This is a genomic window from Citrobacter sp. SX206 (assembly GCF_024181025.1).
Lineage (GTDB): Bacteria > Pseudomonadota > Gammaproteobacteria > Enterobacterales > Enterobacteriaceae > Citrobacter > Citrobacter youngae.
Window position 1 is genome coordinate 3760065 of sequence record NZ_CP049738.1, and the last position, 17109, is coordinate 3777173.

Sequence of the window (17109 nt, forward strand, 5' to 3'; positions counted from 1 at the left end):
ATCCGGCATAATTAACGACTCTGTTTTCTCAGCAGATAGATAAAGTACGGCGCGCCAATAAACGTCGACAGCAGTCCCGCTGGGATCTGATACGGAAACAGCACCATACGCCCACACCAGTCGGCAAACACCAGCAACACGCCTCCCGCCAGCGCCGAAATCAGCATATGCGGCATCGCCCGGCGAAAGCCCATCATACGGGCAATATGCGGAGCCATCAGCCCGACAAAGCTCAACGGACCAATGGTCATGGTGGCTGTTGCCGTCAGCCCCGCCGCCAACAGCAGTAATCCTACTCGCGACGGCGTAATAGCCATACCTACAGCCCGCGCCGTATCGCCGCCAAGCGGTAAAATCGTCAGCCAACGACGGCACAGCGGCGTCATTGCCAGCAGGATAACCATTACAATTCCGGTGCGCAGCACCTGTTCGCCCGTCGCGTTATAGGTTGAACCGGAGATCCAGGTCAACACACCCGCCATGCGCGGATCGCCGCTGGCCTGCAGCATCATCAGCAGCATTGTAAACGCCGTGCTGAGCGCCATCCCTGCCAGCAACATGCGGTGCGGTGAAAAGCCCCCGCGCCCGGCGGCAATCATAATAATAAGCAAGGTGGCTGCCGCCCCGAGGCTCCCGGCCGGCATCAGCCAGCCAAAGGCATTTTCGGGGACCAGAAATAGCATTAACACCACGCCAAATGCCGCCCCGGAACTAATGCCTAATACTTCCGGGCTGGCCATTGGGTTTCCGGTCAGACGCTGAATAATACAACCCGCCACAGCCAGCATTACGCCAGCCACCAGTGCAGCCAGAATACGCGGCCAGCGCCAGGGCATCAACTCATCCAGCATTGCACCACTGGCCCATGTCCAGCCGTGCGCATCGCGACCAAACGCGAGCGCCACAATAACGGTCAGCAGCAATATCGCCCCGCCTGCCAGGGCAAACATCAGTACATGCTGACGCTCAGCGGCGATACGGTTGCTGGCATTCATATCCGGCGCGCTCATACTTCTAAGGCGCGGCAACAGCCACAGCAGCAATGGCGCGCCAATCAGCGCCGTCACCGAACCAGTGGAGACTTCCATCCATACGCGGGTCAGCCACAGAATAATTTGGTCAGAGAGCCAGAGGATCAATGCCCCAATCAGCGGAGCCAGCATCAGACGCGCCAACAAACGCCGCGCGCCGAGCATTTTCGCCAGCAGCGGTGCAAACAGGCCGATAAAACCGATAATCCCCACCGCGTTAACCAGCAAAGCACTCAGCACAATCGCCAGCGTTAATGACGCCAGGCGCGCCAGCGACAGCGCCAGACCGAGGTTACGCGCCACGCCGTCATCCAATCCCATCAGCGTCATCGGGCGCAGTAACAGCAGCGTCAGCATCACGCCGCCCAGCAACTGCGGCCACAAGCGCTGTACGCCGCTCCAGTCGGTTTGGGTTAGCGTACCGCTGCTCCATAAAAACATGCTTTGCAGCTGATCGTGATGGAAGATAACCATCAACTGGTTAATTGCCCCGCAGTACAGGCTGACCACCAGCCCGGCAAGGATCAGCGTCACCGGAGAAAGACGTTTGCCCCAGGCAACGCCAAACACCAGTGCCCCAACAACACATGCCCCGGCCAGCGCCGCAAATTGCGTGGTCAGCGCACCGGGAATCGCCCATAGCGTGGTGACGGTAATGCCCAACTGCGCACCGGTTGCGACGCCCAGCGTGGTTGGCTCTGCCAGCGGGTTACGCAGCACCTGCTGAAACAAGACGCCGACCAGCCCCAGTCCGGCACCAACCAGTAGTGAAATCGCCAGCCTCGGCAGCAGACTGTAGTGGAAAACCATCTGCTCAATAGCATTGATATCCGGTGACCAGATAGCCTGTTGCCACTGACTGCGCGGTAACGCAACAGAGAAGTTTACCCAGGTCAGCCAGCAGGCAGCCACAAACAGAACCGCCAGCAGAAGGATCGGGAATAGCGCAATTCGTTTACTCACGCTTTGCCCCCCAGCGCATTATCCAGAATGCGGGCAAAATGCATCGCCGATAGCGTTGCACCATAGAACCAGACGGCGGGAACACGCTGAAAACGTCCGGCGCGTACAAATGGCATCGCCTGCCACAACGGTGTGGACATCAGTGCCTGCATATCCTTGTTGTTACCGTGATCGAAGCACAGCACATCAACATCTTTGTAGGCGGCAAGCCGATCAATTCCTACTGCGGTGCTGCCCCAAAAGTTGGTTTCGCCTTGCCAGGCGTTGCGGATCCCGTACTCATCCAGCACCTCCTGAAACAAGCAGTTAGGCCCAAACACCAGCATATGGCGAGGATCGAGCAGGGTCATCAGCAGTAATGGCCGTGAGCCTCGCTGAACAAAGCGCGGTTTCAGGCTGGCAATCACGTGTTCGTACTGCGCCAGATGACGTTCGGCAGCGGTCTGCAAATTCAACAACTGCGCCAGTTCTTGCAACGACTGACGCGCAACCGCCAGCGGCTTTTTGCCATCACTAAAGTTAAAGCCACGACCCGGCGCAATACGTGCAAGCTTCTCAGGTGCAGGACCGTAACCTGCCGACCAGACCATAAATGAGGGTTTCATTTCGGTCAGCAGTTCGAGGTTAGGTTCAGTACGTAATCCGACATCGATGACGGAGTCCGGCAGCACGGGTTCGTTGACCCACAGTTTGTAGTTTGGAACATCCGCGACGCCGTAAGGTGCAACACCCAGCGCCAACAGCAGCTCAACCGGAAGCCATTCCAGCGCCACTATACGCTGTGGATCAACCGCCGCCGCACGGGCTGTATTCATTTGCCACAGTAGCGGCGACAACGCCATTGCCGTTAGCAGCCGTCGACGGGAAAGATGAGGTAATCCAATCATTAATAGACAAAACTCACGGGTGCGGCACCGGCCGGATGCGGCAAAATGCCCATCGGGATACCGTAAATCTGTTCCAGAGTTTCACTGCGCATCAGTTCAGCAGGCGTCCCTTGTGCAATCATGTCACCACCGCGCAGCGCAACTAAGTAATCACAGTAGCGGGCCGCCATGTTGATATCATGCAGCACCGCAATCACAGTCAACCCACGCTGTTGGCTCAAGCGATGCACCAGCGCCAGCACGTCAACCTGATGCGCGATATCCAGCGCCGAGGTCGGTTCATCAAGCAGCAGGCAGCGGCTGTCCTGCGCTACCAGCATGGCAATCCACGCGCGCTGGCGTTCTCCGCCGGAGAGGCTATCTACCAGGCGATGCGCCAGCGGCTTTAAGCCGACCAGCGAAATAGCCTCTTCTACTTTCTCTCTGTCAGCCACGCCAAAACGTCCCAGCGCGCCATGCCACGGATAACGCCCAATCGCCACCAGCTCACGTACCGTCATCCCCTCAGCCTGCGGTAACTGCTGCGGTAAATAGGCAACCTTACGGGCAAACGCTTTGCTGCTCCAGCTCTCCAGCGGCTGCTCATCAAGCAGGATTTCACCTTCTGACGGCGGCTGATGGCGTCCCAGCATTTTCAATAAGGTGGATTTACCGGAGCCGTTGTGGCCGATAAGACCGGTCACTTTACCCACGGGAAAGGTTAACGAGAGAGGATGCAAAAGCGTGCGGCCAGGCACACGGAAGGAGACATTCTTCAACGCAAACGTCGTGTCGGGATGGGATCTGTTTTCCTGCATAGCAGCCAACTTGTAAAACGGGCACGCAAAGCGTGCCCAAAAGAAATTAGAAACGGAAGGTTGCGGTTGCAACGACCTGACGTTCTGCGCCCCAGTAACATGCGTATTCGCTATAGCAACTGGAAACATATTCACGATTAAACAGGTTGTTGACGTTTACGGCAACGGACGAACCAGCCATACCGAAACGGGCCAGATCGTATTTCACCATGGCATCAGCAACGGTATAACCGCCCACATTAAACGAATCGTTTTTATTCCCTGAGGCAGTATCGTTTTTGTAGTAACTCACCGTTGAACCGGTATAACGCACACCAGCCCCAATGGTCAAACCGCTAAGTGCTGATTCATAGAACGTGTAATCGGTCCATAACGAAGCCTGATTACGTGGTACTTCCGCCGGTCGTTGACCTTTAAAGATAGTGTCTTCGGTATATTCCGCATCCGTGTAGCTGTAAGCCGCCGTAACGTTAATATTGGCATTTACGGCTGCCTTTGCTTCCAGTTCAATACCGCGTGAACGAATCTCTCCAGTCTGGACGCTGTACAGACCCGTAGGATCGTTCGGGTCCGCCGTCAGGTTTTTATCTTTCGTCAGTTGGTACACAGCCGCCGTCAGTACAACGGGCATATCCTTCGGAACATACTTCACACCGGCTTCGTACTGCTTACCACGCGACGGATCGAACGGTTTGCCTTCTTTCGTTGAACCGGATGTCGGTTCAAACGATTCGCTATAGCTGAAGTACGGAGAAATACCATTGTCAAACAGATAGTTAACACCACCACGCCAGGTAAACTGCTGATCGTTCACTTCGGCCAGTGAATTACTGGAGCGGGTCAACGTGGAGGTAGTTGCGAAATCATAGCGGCCGCCCAGTGTCAGCACCCACTTATCCCATTCCATCTGGTCCTGGGCGTAAAGTCCGGTCTGTTCCATACGGTTTAACACGGCGTACTTAGCATACGGTCCGCTGACATCAATATTCGGGTTACCGTACTGAGGGTTCTGCATATTTAACGGATCGGCATCGCCATACAGCGCATTGACATCGTTACGCATACGCGAGTAATCAACACCGGTCAGCAGAGTATGTGCGACATCACCAGTGGCAAAAGCAGACTGGAGCTGGGTATCAACGGTAAATGCATTGAGATCTTCATCAGAACGAACGTATTTACGGATAATCTCACCAGGCTGACTATAGCCAAAACCATATACAGAACGGTAGAGCGTTTTCACCTTGTCATAACGCAGGTTCTGGCGCACGGTGAAGGTGTCGTTAAAGGCATGTGAGAAGTTGTAGCCAACCATCTGCTGGCGGCGAGCCATCTTGTTATCCGCTTCACCTTCATTGAAATCAGTCGGCAGCTTGTGCGGATTACCATTTGCATCGTAATACGGAACAAGCGTACCTTCACGCGGCAACCAGCCATAATAACCCGCGTACGGATCGTTCTGGAAATTACTCAGGAAGGTGAAATCTGTTTTATCATCAGGACGCCAGCTAAACGCAGGTGCAACTGCGTAACGCGTTGATTTTGACATCTCCTGCTGAGAGTTCTGGCTATTACCCAGCCCTGTTAAACGGTATGACCACACGCCGTCATCATCAATAGCGTCGCTAAAATCGAAACCAGTTTGCCAGAGGTTGTTCGTCCCCATTTTAAACTGCACTTCTTTCAGCGGTTCTGTTGTCGGACGTTTGCTCACCATACTGACGATGCCGCCAGGGTTGCTGTTGCCGTACAGCACTGAAGTCGGCCCGCGCATCACTTCTACGCGTTCCAGAAAATACGGGTCCATAGATACTTCAGAGTAGTTATTCCCCTGAAGTTTCATGCCATCAAGATACTGGTTGGTGTTGACCGTGGTTGGAGAGGTAAAACCACGAATCGTCACTACATCATAGGTGGAAGAGCTACCACGGGTAGCAAAAACACCGGGTGTATAAGCAATGGCTTCTTTTACTGTAGCCGGTTGCTTGGTATCCATCTCTTCACGCGTCACAACCGAAACAGACTGCGGGGTCTTTTCGATAGGCGTATCAGTCTTGGTTGCGGTGGCGGAACGCTTCGCGGCAATCGTCGGCGAAGGCCCCCATGCGCTTTCTTGTGCGGCAGGTGCTGCGGTTACGGTGATTGTTTCTTCTTTCGGTTGAACCGCCGCCTGTGCATACACAGACATGCCGCTAACCGCTGTGGCTACCACGACTGCAATTTTGCGCAGTGAGGAGTTTGGCTGAGCAGTTTTAAGACGCGCCATTGGTATTTCTCTGATGAAAGTGAATGATAACGTAAACGAGAATTATTATTATAACGGGAGCATGATATTCGAAACGCTGTTGCGATCGCAAGCACTACGCGCCCCTACTAAAACTAAGGGGTTAAGAAATAACCAGATGAAAAGAAAGGGTTAATAAATTAAGCTGAAATGTTTTAACGGAAGACGTACCGGATAGCGACACGGCTGCTCAAATTCCGTAGGCCTGATAAGCGCAGCGCCATCAGGAAAAACAAAACCGAATGGCGTCAAAAGAAAAACCCGCCGGAGCGGGTTTTGAGGTAGGCATTAGTTGCTGCCAAACATATCCTTGATCCAACCTGCGACGCCGTCGCTGTCTTTCTTCTCCTGCTGCGGCGGCTGTTGTTGTTGCTGCTGCTGTTGAGGCTGCGACTGCGTTGATTGATCGAACGGATTACCTGACTGCTGCTGCATCTCACCTTGCTGACACAACGAATCCGGATCGGTAGTCCACACTGGCAGCGTACGCATACCACCACTGCACACAAAGTTACCGTCGTAATCTACGCCCATATCAACAACATCCTCCGGCGGCGTCAGCACCAGTGGTGTTGGTGTCTGGTTCGCCAGATAACGCTGATAAATCGACATCGCGCCGCTGGCACCGTACAACTTGGTTGGCTGGTTGTTATCGCGGCCTACCCAGGTAATCGTCACCTGGCTGCCGTCGATACCGGCAAACCAGGTATCCACGTTGTTGTTGGTGGTCCCGGTTTTCCCTGCCAGATGCAGCCCTGGGTACTTCGCGCCAAGCTGGCGACCCGTACCGCGTTGAACCACCTGTTGCATGGTCCACAGCGTCATATATGCCGCCTGTGCAGGCACTGCGCGCTCTGCCTGCGGGAAGCTTTGATACAGCACGCTCCCATCTTCAGCAATGACCGAACGCAGTGCTGATAATGGCGCACGGTTACCCCCGCTGGCGATGGTCTGGAACGCCTGTGCCACTTCAATTGGCGTCAGGTTCAACGCCCCCAGCAGCATCGCCGGAACCGGATTGAGCTGATCTTTCGGGGCGCCCAGTTTCGTCCAGGTCTCGGTAACCGCGGGCAGGCCCAGCGCCATCCCCAGATTGACGGTCGGGACGTTCATTGAACGCGTTAACGCATCCACCAGCATTACTTTACCGCTTTCGCTATAGCGACGGTCATCGTTCTGCGGTGACCACACCTGACCGTTCGGCTGGCGCAGCGCAATCGGCGCATCGGCGATCCAGGTATTCAGGCGATACAGCTTCGGCTGACTCAGCGCCGTCAGATAGGTTGCCGGTTTTGCCAGAGAACCGATGGAACGACGGGCCTGCATCGCGCGGTTATAGCCCGCAAACTGCGGCTCTGCGCCGCCGACCATCGCACGAACCTCGCCGCTAAAGCGGTCAACGACCACAATCGCGGTTTCCAGATCGCTCAGCTTGCGCTGTTTCTTCAGCACCGGAATGCCTTCCACCGCCGCTTTTTCTGCCGCATCCTGTGCCACGGAATCAAAGGTGGTGAAAATTTTCACACCGGAGAGATCTTTGACTTTATCGCCCAGCTTCGCCTGTAGCTCCTGGCGTACCATCTGCATAAACGCTGGTTGTGGTGAAATCACCCCGCCACGCGGCTGCACGCCTAACGGGCGCGCGCTCAGCATGTCATACAGGTCCTGATCGATAATCTGCTGCTGTTGCAGCAGGCGCAGCACCAGATTACGACGCTCCAGCGCCAGCTTCGGATTACGCCATGGGTTGTAGATTGACGCCCCTTTAACCATCCCCACCAGCAACGCCTGCTGGTCGAGACTCAGTTCTTCCACCGGACGACCGAAATAATAGAGGCTCGCCAGCGGGAAGCCGCGAATTTCATTATCGCCGCTTTGACCGAGATAAACTTCGTTCATGTACAGCTCAAGAATGCGGTCTTTGCTGTAGCGCGCATCCATGATCAGCGCCATATAGGCTTCGTTCGCTTTACGCCAGTACGAGCGCTCGCTGGACAGGAACAGGTTTTTCACCAGTTGCTGTGTCAGCGTACTGGCCCCCTGCACCGTACGACCGGCCGTCAGATTCGCCAGCACCGCACGTCCAATGGAATAGAGGCTGATGCCGTCGTGCTCATAGAAATGGCGGTCTTCGGTCGCCAGCAGCGTATCTACCAACAAATCCGGGAAGCCGCTACGCGGAACGAACAGACGCTGCTCACCGTTAGGGGAAGACAGCATGGTGATCAAACGCGGATCGAGACGGAAGAAACCGAACTGGCGGTTGTTATCCATATTCTCAATAGTATCCAGATGATCGCCATCAAAGGTCAGACGCGCACGCACCTGCCCTTCTTTACTGTCCGGGAAATCAAACGGACGGCGGATCATCTCAATGCTCTTCGCCTGCACGGTAAATTCGCCCGGGCGCGTCATTTTCGTCACCTGACGGTACTGTGTCGCCTCCAGCAGTTTCACCATCTCGTTCTTGCCGATGGGCATTTCTGGCTCAAGGTTAACCATCCGGCCATAAACAGCCGCAGGCAGTTGCCAGACTTTGCCATCAATACGGCTACGGATTTTTTGGTCCAGGTACACGCCATATATCGCGATCAGCACCAAAAAGACGATCGACAGTTTTACCAGCAGCCAGAACCAGCCACGCTTACCACGAGGCTTACGCCCTTTGCCCTTACCCTTACGCGGCATCGGTTCTTCATCCTCATAGTCATCATCATAATCGTCGTCATACTCGTCATCTCTGAGTTGACGACGGCTCACCTTTTGTTTCACCGGACGTGACGGTTTCCCTTTACGTCCAATTGGCTCGCGGTCATTCCCCGCCATGCTTTTTCTCCGCAACATTCAGGCGCAAAGGCCCGATTCTCCGTTCTTCCGTCAGGCGACAGAAGAAGAAATCTCTCAATTTATGAATACTTTTTGGTGCGCCGCGTTGGCGCGGTATTCGCCGGATCGTCCGGCCAGACGTGTTTGGGATAACGCCCTTTCATCTCTTTTTGTACCTCACGGTACGATCCTTTCCAGAATGCGCTCAGATCGCTGGTGACCTGTAGCGGTCGCTGGGCCGGAGAAAGCAGCTCCAGCACCAACGGCACACGCCCCCCAGCGATGGTTGGCGTATTCGCTTCGCCAAACATTTCCTGCATCCTGACCGCCAACACCGGGGGATTATCCTCGTGATAGCGGATGGCTATCCGGCTTCCCGTCGGCACAGTGTAATGCGCAGGCAGTTCACTATCCAGACGTTGCAGCATTGACCAGTCCAGCAAACCGCGCAATGCCTGAGCCACATTTAATGCTTTGAGCGCGCGTAAAGAGTGCACACCGCTCATATGCGGCAATAGCCAGCTCTCCAGCGCCGCCAGAAGAGAATCCTCATCTACCGCAGGCCAGTCGTACTCCGGCAACCAGTTTGCCGCGCAATGCAGGCGCAGCCGAAACTGTTCAGCCTCCGGCGTCCAGTTGAGCACACTTAGCCCTTTATCGCGAATACCATTCAGCATCGCCTGATGCAACTCGTCTTCCGAAGGTTTAGCCAACGGCTGCACTTTTAGCGTCAACTGGCCTATTCGCGTGAGGCGCAGTGCTTTTAACGTTCCCTGGGCTTCATCCCATTCGATGGTGTCGGACTGTTGCAGCAGTTCAGGACACGTCTGCATCAACGCTTCAATATCCAGCGGCAACGCTAACAAAATACGCGCATCCGGTGACGCGCTTCCTTGCAATAACAACGGCGCAATCAACCACTCATGGCGCCCCAGGGCGTCATCGGAATCCAGCATCGCCCCCATCCCGTTGGCCAGTTGATAACGTCCATCCAACCCGCGACGGCGCGCGATCCTGTCGGCAAACGCCTGCGCCAGTAAAAGTGCTAACCGTTCGCTATCGGGCTGGCCTCCCCGCACATTCAGGCGCTTCAATAGCTGCTGGCTACGCAGTTGCCAGGCGGGCTGATTTCGTGAAAATGCGACGGCTAAATCGGTACTGCCACCGCGCGGCGGCTCTTCCAGAATCGCGGCCAGTTTCGCCGCCGTTGCCGCTTCGTTATCATTGTTGGTGCTAACCAGCATAGCCGCTAAACGGGGATCGTTACCCAACGCCGCCATTTTCTGCCCCGTGGCACTTAGCCTGTTGCCCTCCAACGCGCCCAGCATCTGTAACAGCCGTTTTGCCGCCTGCAGGTTGATAGCGGGCGGCGTATCCAGCCAGTTCAACTGTGCAGGATCGGTGCATCCCCATTGCAACAGTTCCATCAGCAGACCGGACAGATCGCTCTGTAATATCTCAGGCTCTCCCTGCGCCGCCGCTCTTTCCGCCTGCTCTTTGGCAAGCAGATGCAGACAGATACCGGGCTCCAGACGACCTGCACGCCCGGCTCGCTGGGTCATCGATGCCTGGCTGATGCGCTGGGTAATCAACCGCGTTAAACCGGTGCGCGCGTCATAGCGCGCCACGCGTTCCTGGGCGCAGTCCACCACCAGCCGGATGCCTTCAATCGTTAAGCTGGTTTCGGCAATATTGGTCGCCAGCACCACTTTGCGCTTACCTTGCGGCGCGGGCAAAATCGCCAGGCGCTGCTCGGCCAGCGTCAATGCGCCGTACAGCGGACACAACAGAATATCGCTACCCACGCGGCCTGCCAGCTGTTCCTGCACGCGCTGAATTTCCCCTACACCGGGTAAAAACAGCAGCAACGAGCCACTCTCGTTACGTAGCAACTCCGCGGTGGCAATAGCAACCGCCTCATCAAAACGTAAATGCGTCGCCAGCGGCTGGTAGCGCCGTTCAACAGGAAACGCACGTCCTTCGGAAACAAGGGTAGGCGCTTCAGGCAACAGCTGCTGCAAACGCCCGTTGTCCAGTGTGGCTGACATAATCAGCAGTTTTAAATCGTCCCGCAAGCCTTGCTGTACGTCCAACAGCAGCGCCAGTGCCAGATCCGCCTGCAGGCTGCGCTCGTGAAATTCATCAAGGATCACCAGACCAACGCCCTGCAATTCTGGATCACGTTGGATCATGCGTGTGAGCACACCTTCCGTGACCACTTCAAGCCGGGTTTGCGGCCCCACGCAGCTTTGCGCACGCATGCGATAGCCCACGGTTTCGCCGGGCTTTTCGTTCAGCGACTCCGCCAGTCGTTGTGCCACATTGCGAGCCGCCAGGCGACGCGGTTCCAGCAGGATAATGCGCCCCGATATCCCCTGATGCGCCAGAAGCTGTAGCGGCAGCCAGGTCGATTTCCCGGCACCGGTCGGCGCGGTCAGCAGGACCTGCGGTGAAGCATCAAGGGCGGTAAGCAGTTCAGGCACTATGGCGGCAACGGGCAACGACGTCACAAATGACTCCAGAGGGTTAACATTCTTCGCGCTGCATTGTAGCATCGCGTTAATTCATAACCGAGTATCCATCATGTCTGAGCCGAAACGGCTGTTCTTTGCCATTGAATTGCCTGCTGAGGTTCGGGAGCAGCTCATCCACTGGCGAGCCGCACAATTTCCGCCAGAGGCGGGCCGTCCGGTCGCCGCAGACAATCTGCACCTGACGCTGGCTTTTTTAGGGAATGTGAGTGCCGAGAAACAGCAGGCGCTATCACAACTGGCTGGACGCATTCGCCAGCCGGCGTTCACGCTCAGGCTGGACGATGCAGGGCAATGGCTGCGTTCGCGGGTTGTGTGGCTGGGAATGCGTCAGCCGCCACGCGGGTTATTGCAACTGGCCAATATGCTGCGAGCACAGGCCGCACGCAGCGGATGCTACCAGAGCCCACAGCCCTTTCACCCGCATATCACGCTCTTGCGCGATGCCAGTCATGCAGTCGCCATCCCGCCTCCCGGTTTTTGCTGGTCATTTCCGGTTACGGAGTTTGCGCTTTATGCCTCGTCATTTGAGCGAGGACGCACTCGCTATTCAACCTTGCAACGCTGGGTGCTGAGCAAATAATCAAGGGTATTATTCATGCAATTTTCTCCCCCTTTACAACGCGCTACGCTAATTCAGCGCTATAAACGTTTTTTAGCGGATGTGATCACACCTGATGGCACAACCTTGACGCTACACTGCCCAAATACCGGCGCGATGACCGGATGCGCAACCCCTGGGGATACCGTCTGGTATTCAACATCAGAAAATATTAAGCGGAAATATCCACATACCTGGGAATTAACGCAAACCGCATCCGATGCATTTATTTGTGTTAACACGCTATGGGCCAATCGCTTAACGAAAGAGGCTATTCAGAATGAGCTCATTGCGGAGCTTTCTGGCTACAGCGTGTTGAAAAGTGAAGTAAAATACGGCGCAGAAGGCAGCCGTATTGATTTTTTGTTACAGGCAGATTCCCGGACTGACTGCTATATTGAAGTAAAATCAGTCACGTTGGCGGAAAAAGAGTATGGTTATTTTCCCGATGCCATAACTGAACGAGGGCAGAAACATCTTCGGGAATTGATGAGCGTAGCGGCTGAAGGTAAACGTGCCGTCATATTTTTCGCGGTACTACATTCAGCCATTACACGGTTTTCACCCGCGCGTCATATCGATGCAAAATATGCGCAGTTATTAGTCGAAGCACAGCTAAAGGGGGTCGAAATTCTGGTTTATAAAGCGGAACTTTCTGCCCATAGTATGACTCTTAAAGAGCCGTTGCCCATTGCCTTGTAATGGTGTAAACAACGGGTTAATTAGTATTCTGGCCGCGTGCGCAAATACGCTTTTCCTCACAGGGTTGTCAAGTGTTACGTATAGATAATTGCTATCCGGAAAAGCATCTGCTATTTATAGCGACCTGATTTTTCCCCCGAACATGGGGATCGATAGTGCGTGTTAAGGAGAAGCAACATGCAAGAAGGGCAAAACCGTAAAACATCGTCCCTGAGTATTCTCGCCATCGCTGGGGTGGAGCCGTACCAGGAGAAACCGGGCGAAGAGTATATGAACGAAGCCCAGCTGTCGCACTTCAGGCGTATTCTTGAAGCATGGCGTAATCAACTCAGGGATGAAGTCGATCGCACTGTGACTCATATGCAGGACGAAGCGGCTAACTTCCCTGATCCGGTTGACCGTGCCGCGCAGGAAGAAGAATTCAGCCTTGAGCTGCGTAACCGTGACCGTGAGCGCAAACTGATCAAAAAGATCGAGAAGACGCTGAAGAAAGTAGAAGACGAAGATTTCGGCTACTGCGAATCATGCGGCGTAGAAATTGGTATTCGTCGTCTGGAAGCCCGTCCAACAGCCGATCTGTGCATCGACTGCAAAACGCTGGCAGAAATTCGCGAAAAACAGATGGCGGGTTAATCCCGTAGACTGTTGCATGCCGGGTAGCATTACGCTCATCCGACAGTACCTGGGCGGGAGTTTCTCCCGCCTTATTCTTTTATATTATCCATCGACATGACAGACAAACCCTATATTGGCCGTTTTGCCCCTTCACCTTCTGGTGAACTGCATTTTGGTTCCCTGGTAGCCGCCCTCGGCAGTTATCTGCAGGCCCGTGCACAGCGCGGAATCTGGCGGGTACGCATTGAAGATATCGATCCCCCTCGTGAAGTTCCCGGTGCTGCAGAGACGATTCTGCGTCAGCTGGAACATTACGGGCTGCACTGGGATGGCGAGATCATGTGGCAGTCGCAACGCCATGACGCCTACCGTGAGGCACTGGCCTGGTTACAACAACAAGATTTAAGCTACTACTGTACCTGCACACGCGCCCGTATTCAGAGTATTGGCGGGATTTACGACGGTCATTGCCGTGCGTTACGCCACGGGCCGGAAAATGCAGCGGTACGCATCAAGCAACAGCATCCCGTTTTACACTTTAACGACCTGCTGCGCGGCAATATTCACACCGACCCAGAGCTTGCACGGGAAGACTTTATTATCCACCGACGCGACGGACTGTTTGCTTATAACCTTGCAGTAGTGGTTGATGACCACTTCCAGGGAGTAACAGAGATTGTACGCGGCGCGGATCTCATCGAACCGACTGTACGCCAAATTTCGTTGTATCAACAGTTCGGTTGGCAAGTACCGGACTATATTCATCTGCCGTTGGCGCTCAACGAGCAAGGCGCTAAACTTTCTAAACAGAATCATGCGCCTGCCCTGCCGCAAGGCGATCCACGCCCGGTTCTCATTAACGCGTTGCGCTTCCTCGGCCAGAACACTGTAATACCGTGGCAAGCGCTGAGTGTGGAAGAATTACTGCAAACTGCGGTGCAAAATTGGACGCTTACGACTGTGCCGGGTTCAGTGAATGTAAATCCGGCATTCTCAAATGACTCATGCTGAGCTATGATTAGCCGCGATTTTTACACAGCAACACTTGTTCTGACTGAAGTTTGACACTACCGAGGTGCACTATTTTTACCCGAGTCGCTAATTTTTGCCGCAAGGTGCTAAGCCGTGAGGAGCGCGAGGCCGAGCTTGCCGTCGCCCGTCCGCATATGACGGTAATCCCGCGTGAGCAGCACTCTATCTCCCGCAAAGATATCAGTGAAAATGCCCTAAAGGTAATGTACAGGCTCAATAAGGCCGGATACGAGGCATGGCTGGTAGGCGGTGGCGTACGCGATCTTTTGCTGGGCAAAAAGCCGAAAGATTTTGATGTCACCACCAATGCAACGCCAGATCAGGTGCGAAAACTGTTTCGTAACTGTCGCCTGGTTGGGCGTCGATTCCGTCTGGCCCATGTCATGTTTGGCCCGGAAATTATCGAAGTTGCGACTTTTCGTGGACACCATGAAGGCAGTGAGTCCGATCGCACAACGTCACAGCGCGGGCAAAACGGTATGCTGCTGCGTGACAACATCTTCGGCTCCATCGAAGAAGATGCCCAGCGCCGCGACTTCACGATTAACAGCCTGTATTACAGCGTGGCCGATTTCACCGTGCGTGATTACGTCGGAGGCATGCAGGATCTCGAAGATGGCGTCATCCGCCTGATTGGTAATCCGGAAACGCGCTACCGCGAAGATCCTGTACGTATGCTGCGTGCCGTGCGTTTTGCCGCCAAACTCGACATGCGTATCAGCCCGGAAACCGCAGAGCCGATCCCACGTCTGGCAACGCTGCTTAACGATATTCCCCCCGCACGCCTGTTTGAAGAAGCGCTCAAACTGTTACAGGCGGGCTACGGGTATGAAACCTATAAAAAACTGCGTGAGTACAGCCTGTTCCAGCCGCTGTTCCCAACCATCACCCGCTATTTCACCGAAGACGGTGACAGCGCGATGGAACGCATCATTGCCCAGGTACTAAAGAATACCGACACCCGTATCCACAATGATATGCGCGTGAATCCGGCGTTCTTGTTCGCCGCGATGTTCTGGTACCCGTTACTGGAAGCTGCGCAGAAAATCGCACAGGAAAGCGGTCTGGCCTACTACGACGCTTTCGCGCTGGCAATGAACGACGTGCTGGACGAAGCCTGCCGCTCGCTGGCGATTCCTAAGCGCCTGACCTCGCTAACCCGCGATATCTGGCAACTTCAGTTACGCATGTCCCGTCGTCAGGGCAAACGCGCCTGGAAGCTGATGGAACATCCAAAGTTCCGCGCAGCTTACGATCTGCTGGCTCTGCGCGCGGAAGTAGAAAACAACGCTGAACTACAGCGTCTGGCGAAATGGTGGGGCGAATTCCAGGTTTCCGCGCCGCCAGAGCAAAAAGGTATGCTGAACGAGCTGGATGAAGAGCCGGACGTACGCCGCCGTCATCGCCGCCCGCGTAAACGCGCGCCGCGCCGTGAAGGTTCCGCGTGACCCTCGTTTATATTGCGCTCGGCAGTAATTTAGCCTCTCCGCTGGAGCAGGTGAATGCTGCCGTGCAAGCGATCGGCGAAATCCCTGACAGCCGTATCGTCGCAGTTTCCTCGTTTTACCGTACACCGCCGTTAGGCCCACAGGATCAGCCCGATTACCTGAACGCCGCCGTGGCGCTGGAAACGACTCTCGCGCCCGAAGAACTGCTTAATCACACCCAACGCATTGAGCTGCAGCAGGGACGCGTACGTAAAGCTGAACGCTGGGGCCCGCGTACGCTGGACCTCGACATCATGCTGTTTGGCGATGAAGTGATTAACACCGAACGTCTGACCGTGCCGCACTACGACATGAAGAACCGCGGCTTCATGCTGTGGCCGCTGTATGAAATTGCGCCTGAACTGAGCTTCCCGGACGGAACCAGCCTACATCAACACCTCGCCCAACTCGGTGCAGCAAAACCTGCACACTGGTAAAGTAATCCTTTCCCTTTAGCGTTTACTGCTTTCGCGCCAAACGATTGCTTAAATCAATTGCCCCCCTGAATGTGACTGCTAGAATGCCGTTAAATATGACTTTCACCATCAGGAAATTTTATGAAACCGACAACAATCTCATTGCTGCAAAAATACAAGCAAGAGAAGAAACGCTTCGCGACGATTACGGCTTACGACTACAGCTTCGCGAAACTCTTTGCCGACGAAGGTATCAATGTGATGCTGGTTGGCGACTCGCTGGGCATGACCGTTCAGGGCTATGATTCCACCCTCCCCGTCACCGTTGAAGATATCGCCTACCACACCCGCGCCGTGCGTCGCGGGGCACCCAACTGCCTGCTGCTTTCCGATCTCCCGTTTATGGCCTACGCTACGCCAGAACAAACCTTTGCAAACGCCGCGGTGGTTATGCGTGCGGGCGCCAACATGGTCAAGGTAGAAGGCGGTGCGTGGCTGGTCGATACGGTGAAAATGCTCACCGAACGCGCGGTCCCGGTGTGCGGTCATCTGGGGCTGACCCCGCAGTCCGTCAACATTTTTGGTGGCTATAAGGTGCAAGGCCGTGGTGATGCCGGGCAAACGCTGCTCGACGACGCGCTGGCGCTGGAAGCGGCTGGCGCTCAGTTGCTGGTGCTGGAATGCGTACCGGTTGAGCTGGCGAAGCGCGTCACCGATGCGTTGTCGATTCCGGTTATCGGTATTGGCGCAGGTAACGTCACTGATGGACAAATCCTCGTCATGCACGATGCCTTTGGCATTACCGGCGGCCATATCCCTAAATTTGCCAAAAATTTCCTCGCTGAAGCGGGCGACATGCGCGCCGCAGTACGGCAGTATATTGCTGAGGTTGAATCCGGCGTCTATCCGGGTGAAGAACACAGTTTCCATTAAGGAG

At 55.0% G+C, this 17109-nt stretch carries 13 protein-coding genes; 7 read left to right on the top strand and 6 right to left on the bottom strand.

The annotated features are described in order from the left end of the window. Positions 1-11: 11 nt before the first annotated feature. The 6 genes from fhuB to hrpB form a co-directional block, all read right to left on the bottom strand. Complete coding sequence (gene fhuB / locus G8S19_RS18285; protein WP_253685647.1) at positions 12-1994, bottom strand: Fe(3+)-hydroxamate ABC transporter permease FhuB; 1983 nt, start codon at positions 1992-1994, stop codon at positions 12-14. Continuing rightward, entirely contained in the window at positions 1991-2881 is an 891-nt protein-coding gene (gene fhuD, locus G8S19_RS18290) for a Fe(3+)-hydroxamate ABC transporter substrate-binding protein FhuD (protein WP_048212657.1), read from the bottom strand. Before fhuD ends, fhuB begins: the two co-directional genes overlap by 4 nt. Further along, positions 2881-3678, bottom strand: coding sequence for a Fe3+-hydroxamate ABC transporter ATP-binding protein FhuC (gene fhuC, locus G8S19_RS18295; protein ID WP_124021702.1), 798 nt, complete (start codon positions 3676-3678; stop codon positions 2881-2883). Before fhuC ends, fhuD begins: the two co-directional genes overlap by 1 nt. Positions 3679-3724: 46 nt before the next feature. Then, the gene (gene fhuA / locus G8S19_RS18300; protein ID WP_061067268.1) at positions 3725-5944 is read right to left on the bottom strand and encodes a ferrichrome porin FhuA; all 2220 of its coding nucleotides are present in this window, start codon (positions 5942-5944) and stop codon (positions 3725-3727) included. A 306-nt stretch (positions 5945-6250) separates the two neighbouring features. Continuing rightward, positions 6251-8788, bottom strand: a complete 2538-nt coding sequence (gene mrcB, locus G8S19_RS18305; protein WP_253685649.1) for a bifunctional glycosyl transferase/transpeptidase — start codon at positions 8786-8788, stop codon at positions 6251-6253. 80 nt (positions 8789-8868) lie between these two features. After that, positions 8869-11298, bottom strand: a complete 2430-nt coding sequence (gene hrpB / locus G8S19_RS18310) for an ATP-dependent helicase HrpB (protein WP_048212661.1) — start codon at positions 11296-11298, stop codon at positions 8869-8871. A gap of 73 nt (positions 11299-11371) precedes the next feature. Here hrpB and thpR point away from each other — a divergent pair, with 73 nt between their 5' ends. The 7 genes from thpR (at position 11372) to panB (ending at position 17105) form a co-directional block, all read left to right on the top strand. Further along, complete coding sequence (thpR, locus tag G8S19_RS18315) at positions 11372-11902, top strand: RNA 2',3'-cyclic phosphodiesterase (protein WP_048212662.1); 531 nt, start codon at positions 11372-11374, stop codon at positions 11900-11902. Positions 11903-11917: 15 nt separating this feature from the next. Beyond that, positions 11918-12622, top strand: a complete 705-nt coding sequence (sfsA, locus tag G8S19_RS18320) for a DNA/RNA nuclease SfsA (protein ID WP_005124714.1) — start codon at positions 11918-11920, stop codon at positions 12620-12622. 177 nt (positions 12623-12799) lie between these two features. Beyond that, a complete protein-coding gene (dksA, locus tag G8S19_RS18325) occupies positions 12800-13255 on the top strand; it encodes an RNA polymerase-binding protein DksA (protein WP_003829221.1) in 456 nt (151 codons plus the stop codon). A gap of 96 nt (positions 13256-13351) precedes the next feature. After that, positions 13352-14248 (top strand): tRNA glutamyl-Q(34) synthetase GluQRS, encoded by an 897-nt coding sequence (gene gluQRS, locus G8S19_RS18330; RefSeq protein WP_005124711.1) that lies wholly within the window; start codon positions 13352-13354, stop codon positions 14246-14248. 71 nt (positions 14249-14319) lie between these two features. Next, positions 14320-15717: a polynucleotide adenylyltransferase PcnB gene (gene pcnB, locus G8S19_RS18335; RefSeq protein ID WP_253686646.1), complete on the top strand. Its 1398-nt coding sequence runs from the start codon at positions 14320-14322 to the stop codon at positions 15715-15717. After that, a complete protein-coding gene (gene folK / locus G8S19_RS18340; RefSeq protein ID WP_253685651.1) occupies positions 15714-16193 on the top strand; it encodes a 2-amino-4-hydroxy-6-hydroxymethyldihydropteridine diphosphokinase in 480 nt (159 codons plus the stop codon). The genes pcnB and folK overlap by 4 nt, the downstream gene beginning before the upstream one ends. A gap of 120 nt (positions 16194-16313) precedes the next feature. After that, positions 16314-17105 (top strand): 3-methyl-2-oxobutanoate hydroxymethyltransferase, encoded by a 792-nt coding sequence (gene panB / locus G8S19_RS18345; protein ID WP_253685653.1) that lies wholly within the window; start codon positions 16314-16316, stop codon positions 17103-17105. Positions 17106-17109 lie beyond the last annotated feature (4 nt).

What these genes read in the sequence shown, in the direction of transcription:
- dksA (WP_003829221.1), top strand. Translation starts at nt 12,800, where the DNA reads ATGCAAGAAGGGCAAAACCGTAAAACATCGTCCCTGAGTATTCTCGCC.
- gluQRS (WP_005124711.1), top strand. Translation starts at nt 13,352, where the DNA reads ATGACAGACAAACCCTATATTGGCCGTTTTGCCCCTTCACCTTCTGGT.
- fhuC (WP_124021702.1), bottom strand. Translation starts at nt 3,678, where the DNA reads ATGCAGGAAAACAGATCCCATCCCGACACGACGTTTGCGTTGAAGAAT.
- fhuD (WP_048212657.1), bottom strand. Translation starts at nt 2,881, where the DNA reads ATGATTGGATTACCTCATCTTTCCCGTCGACGGCTGCTAACGGCAATG.
- thpR (WP_048212662.1), top strand. Translation starts at nt 11,372, where the DNA reads ATGTCTGAGCCGAAACGGCTGTTCTTTGCCATTGAATTGCCTGCTGAG.
- mrcB (WP_253685649.1), bottom strand. Translation starts at nt 8,788, where the DNA reads ATGGCGGGGAATGACCGCGAGCCAATTGGACGTAAAGGGAAACCGTCA.
- fhuA (WP_061067268.1), bottom strand. Translation starts at nt 5,944, where the DNA reads ATGGCGCGTCTTAAAACTGCTCAGCCAAACTCCTCACTGCGCAAAATT.
- sfsA (WP_005124714.1), top strand. Translation starts at nt 11,918, where the DNA reads ATGCAATTTTCTCCCCCTTTACAACGCGCTACGCTAATTCAGCGCTAT.
- panB (WP_253685653.1), top strand. Translation starts at nt 16,314, where the DNA reads ATGAAACCGACAACAATCTCATTGCTGCAAAAATACAAGCAAGAGAAG.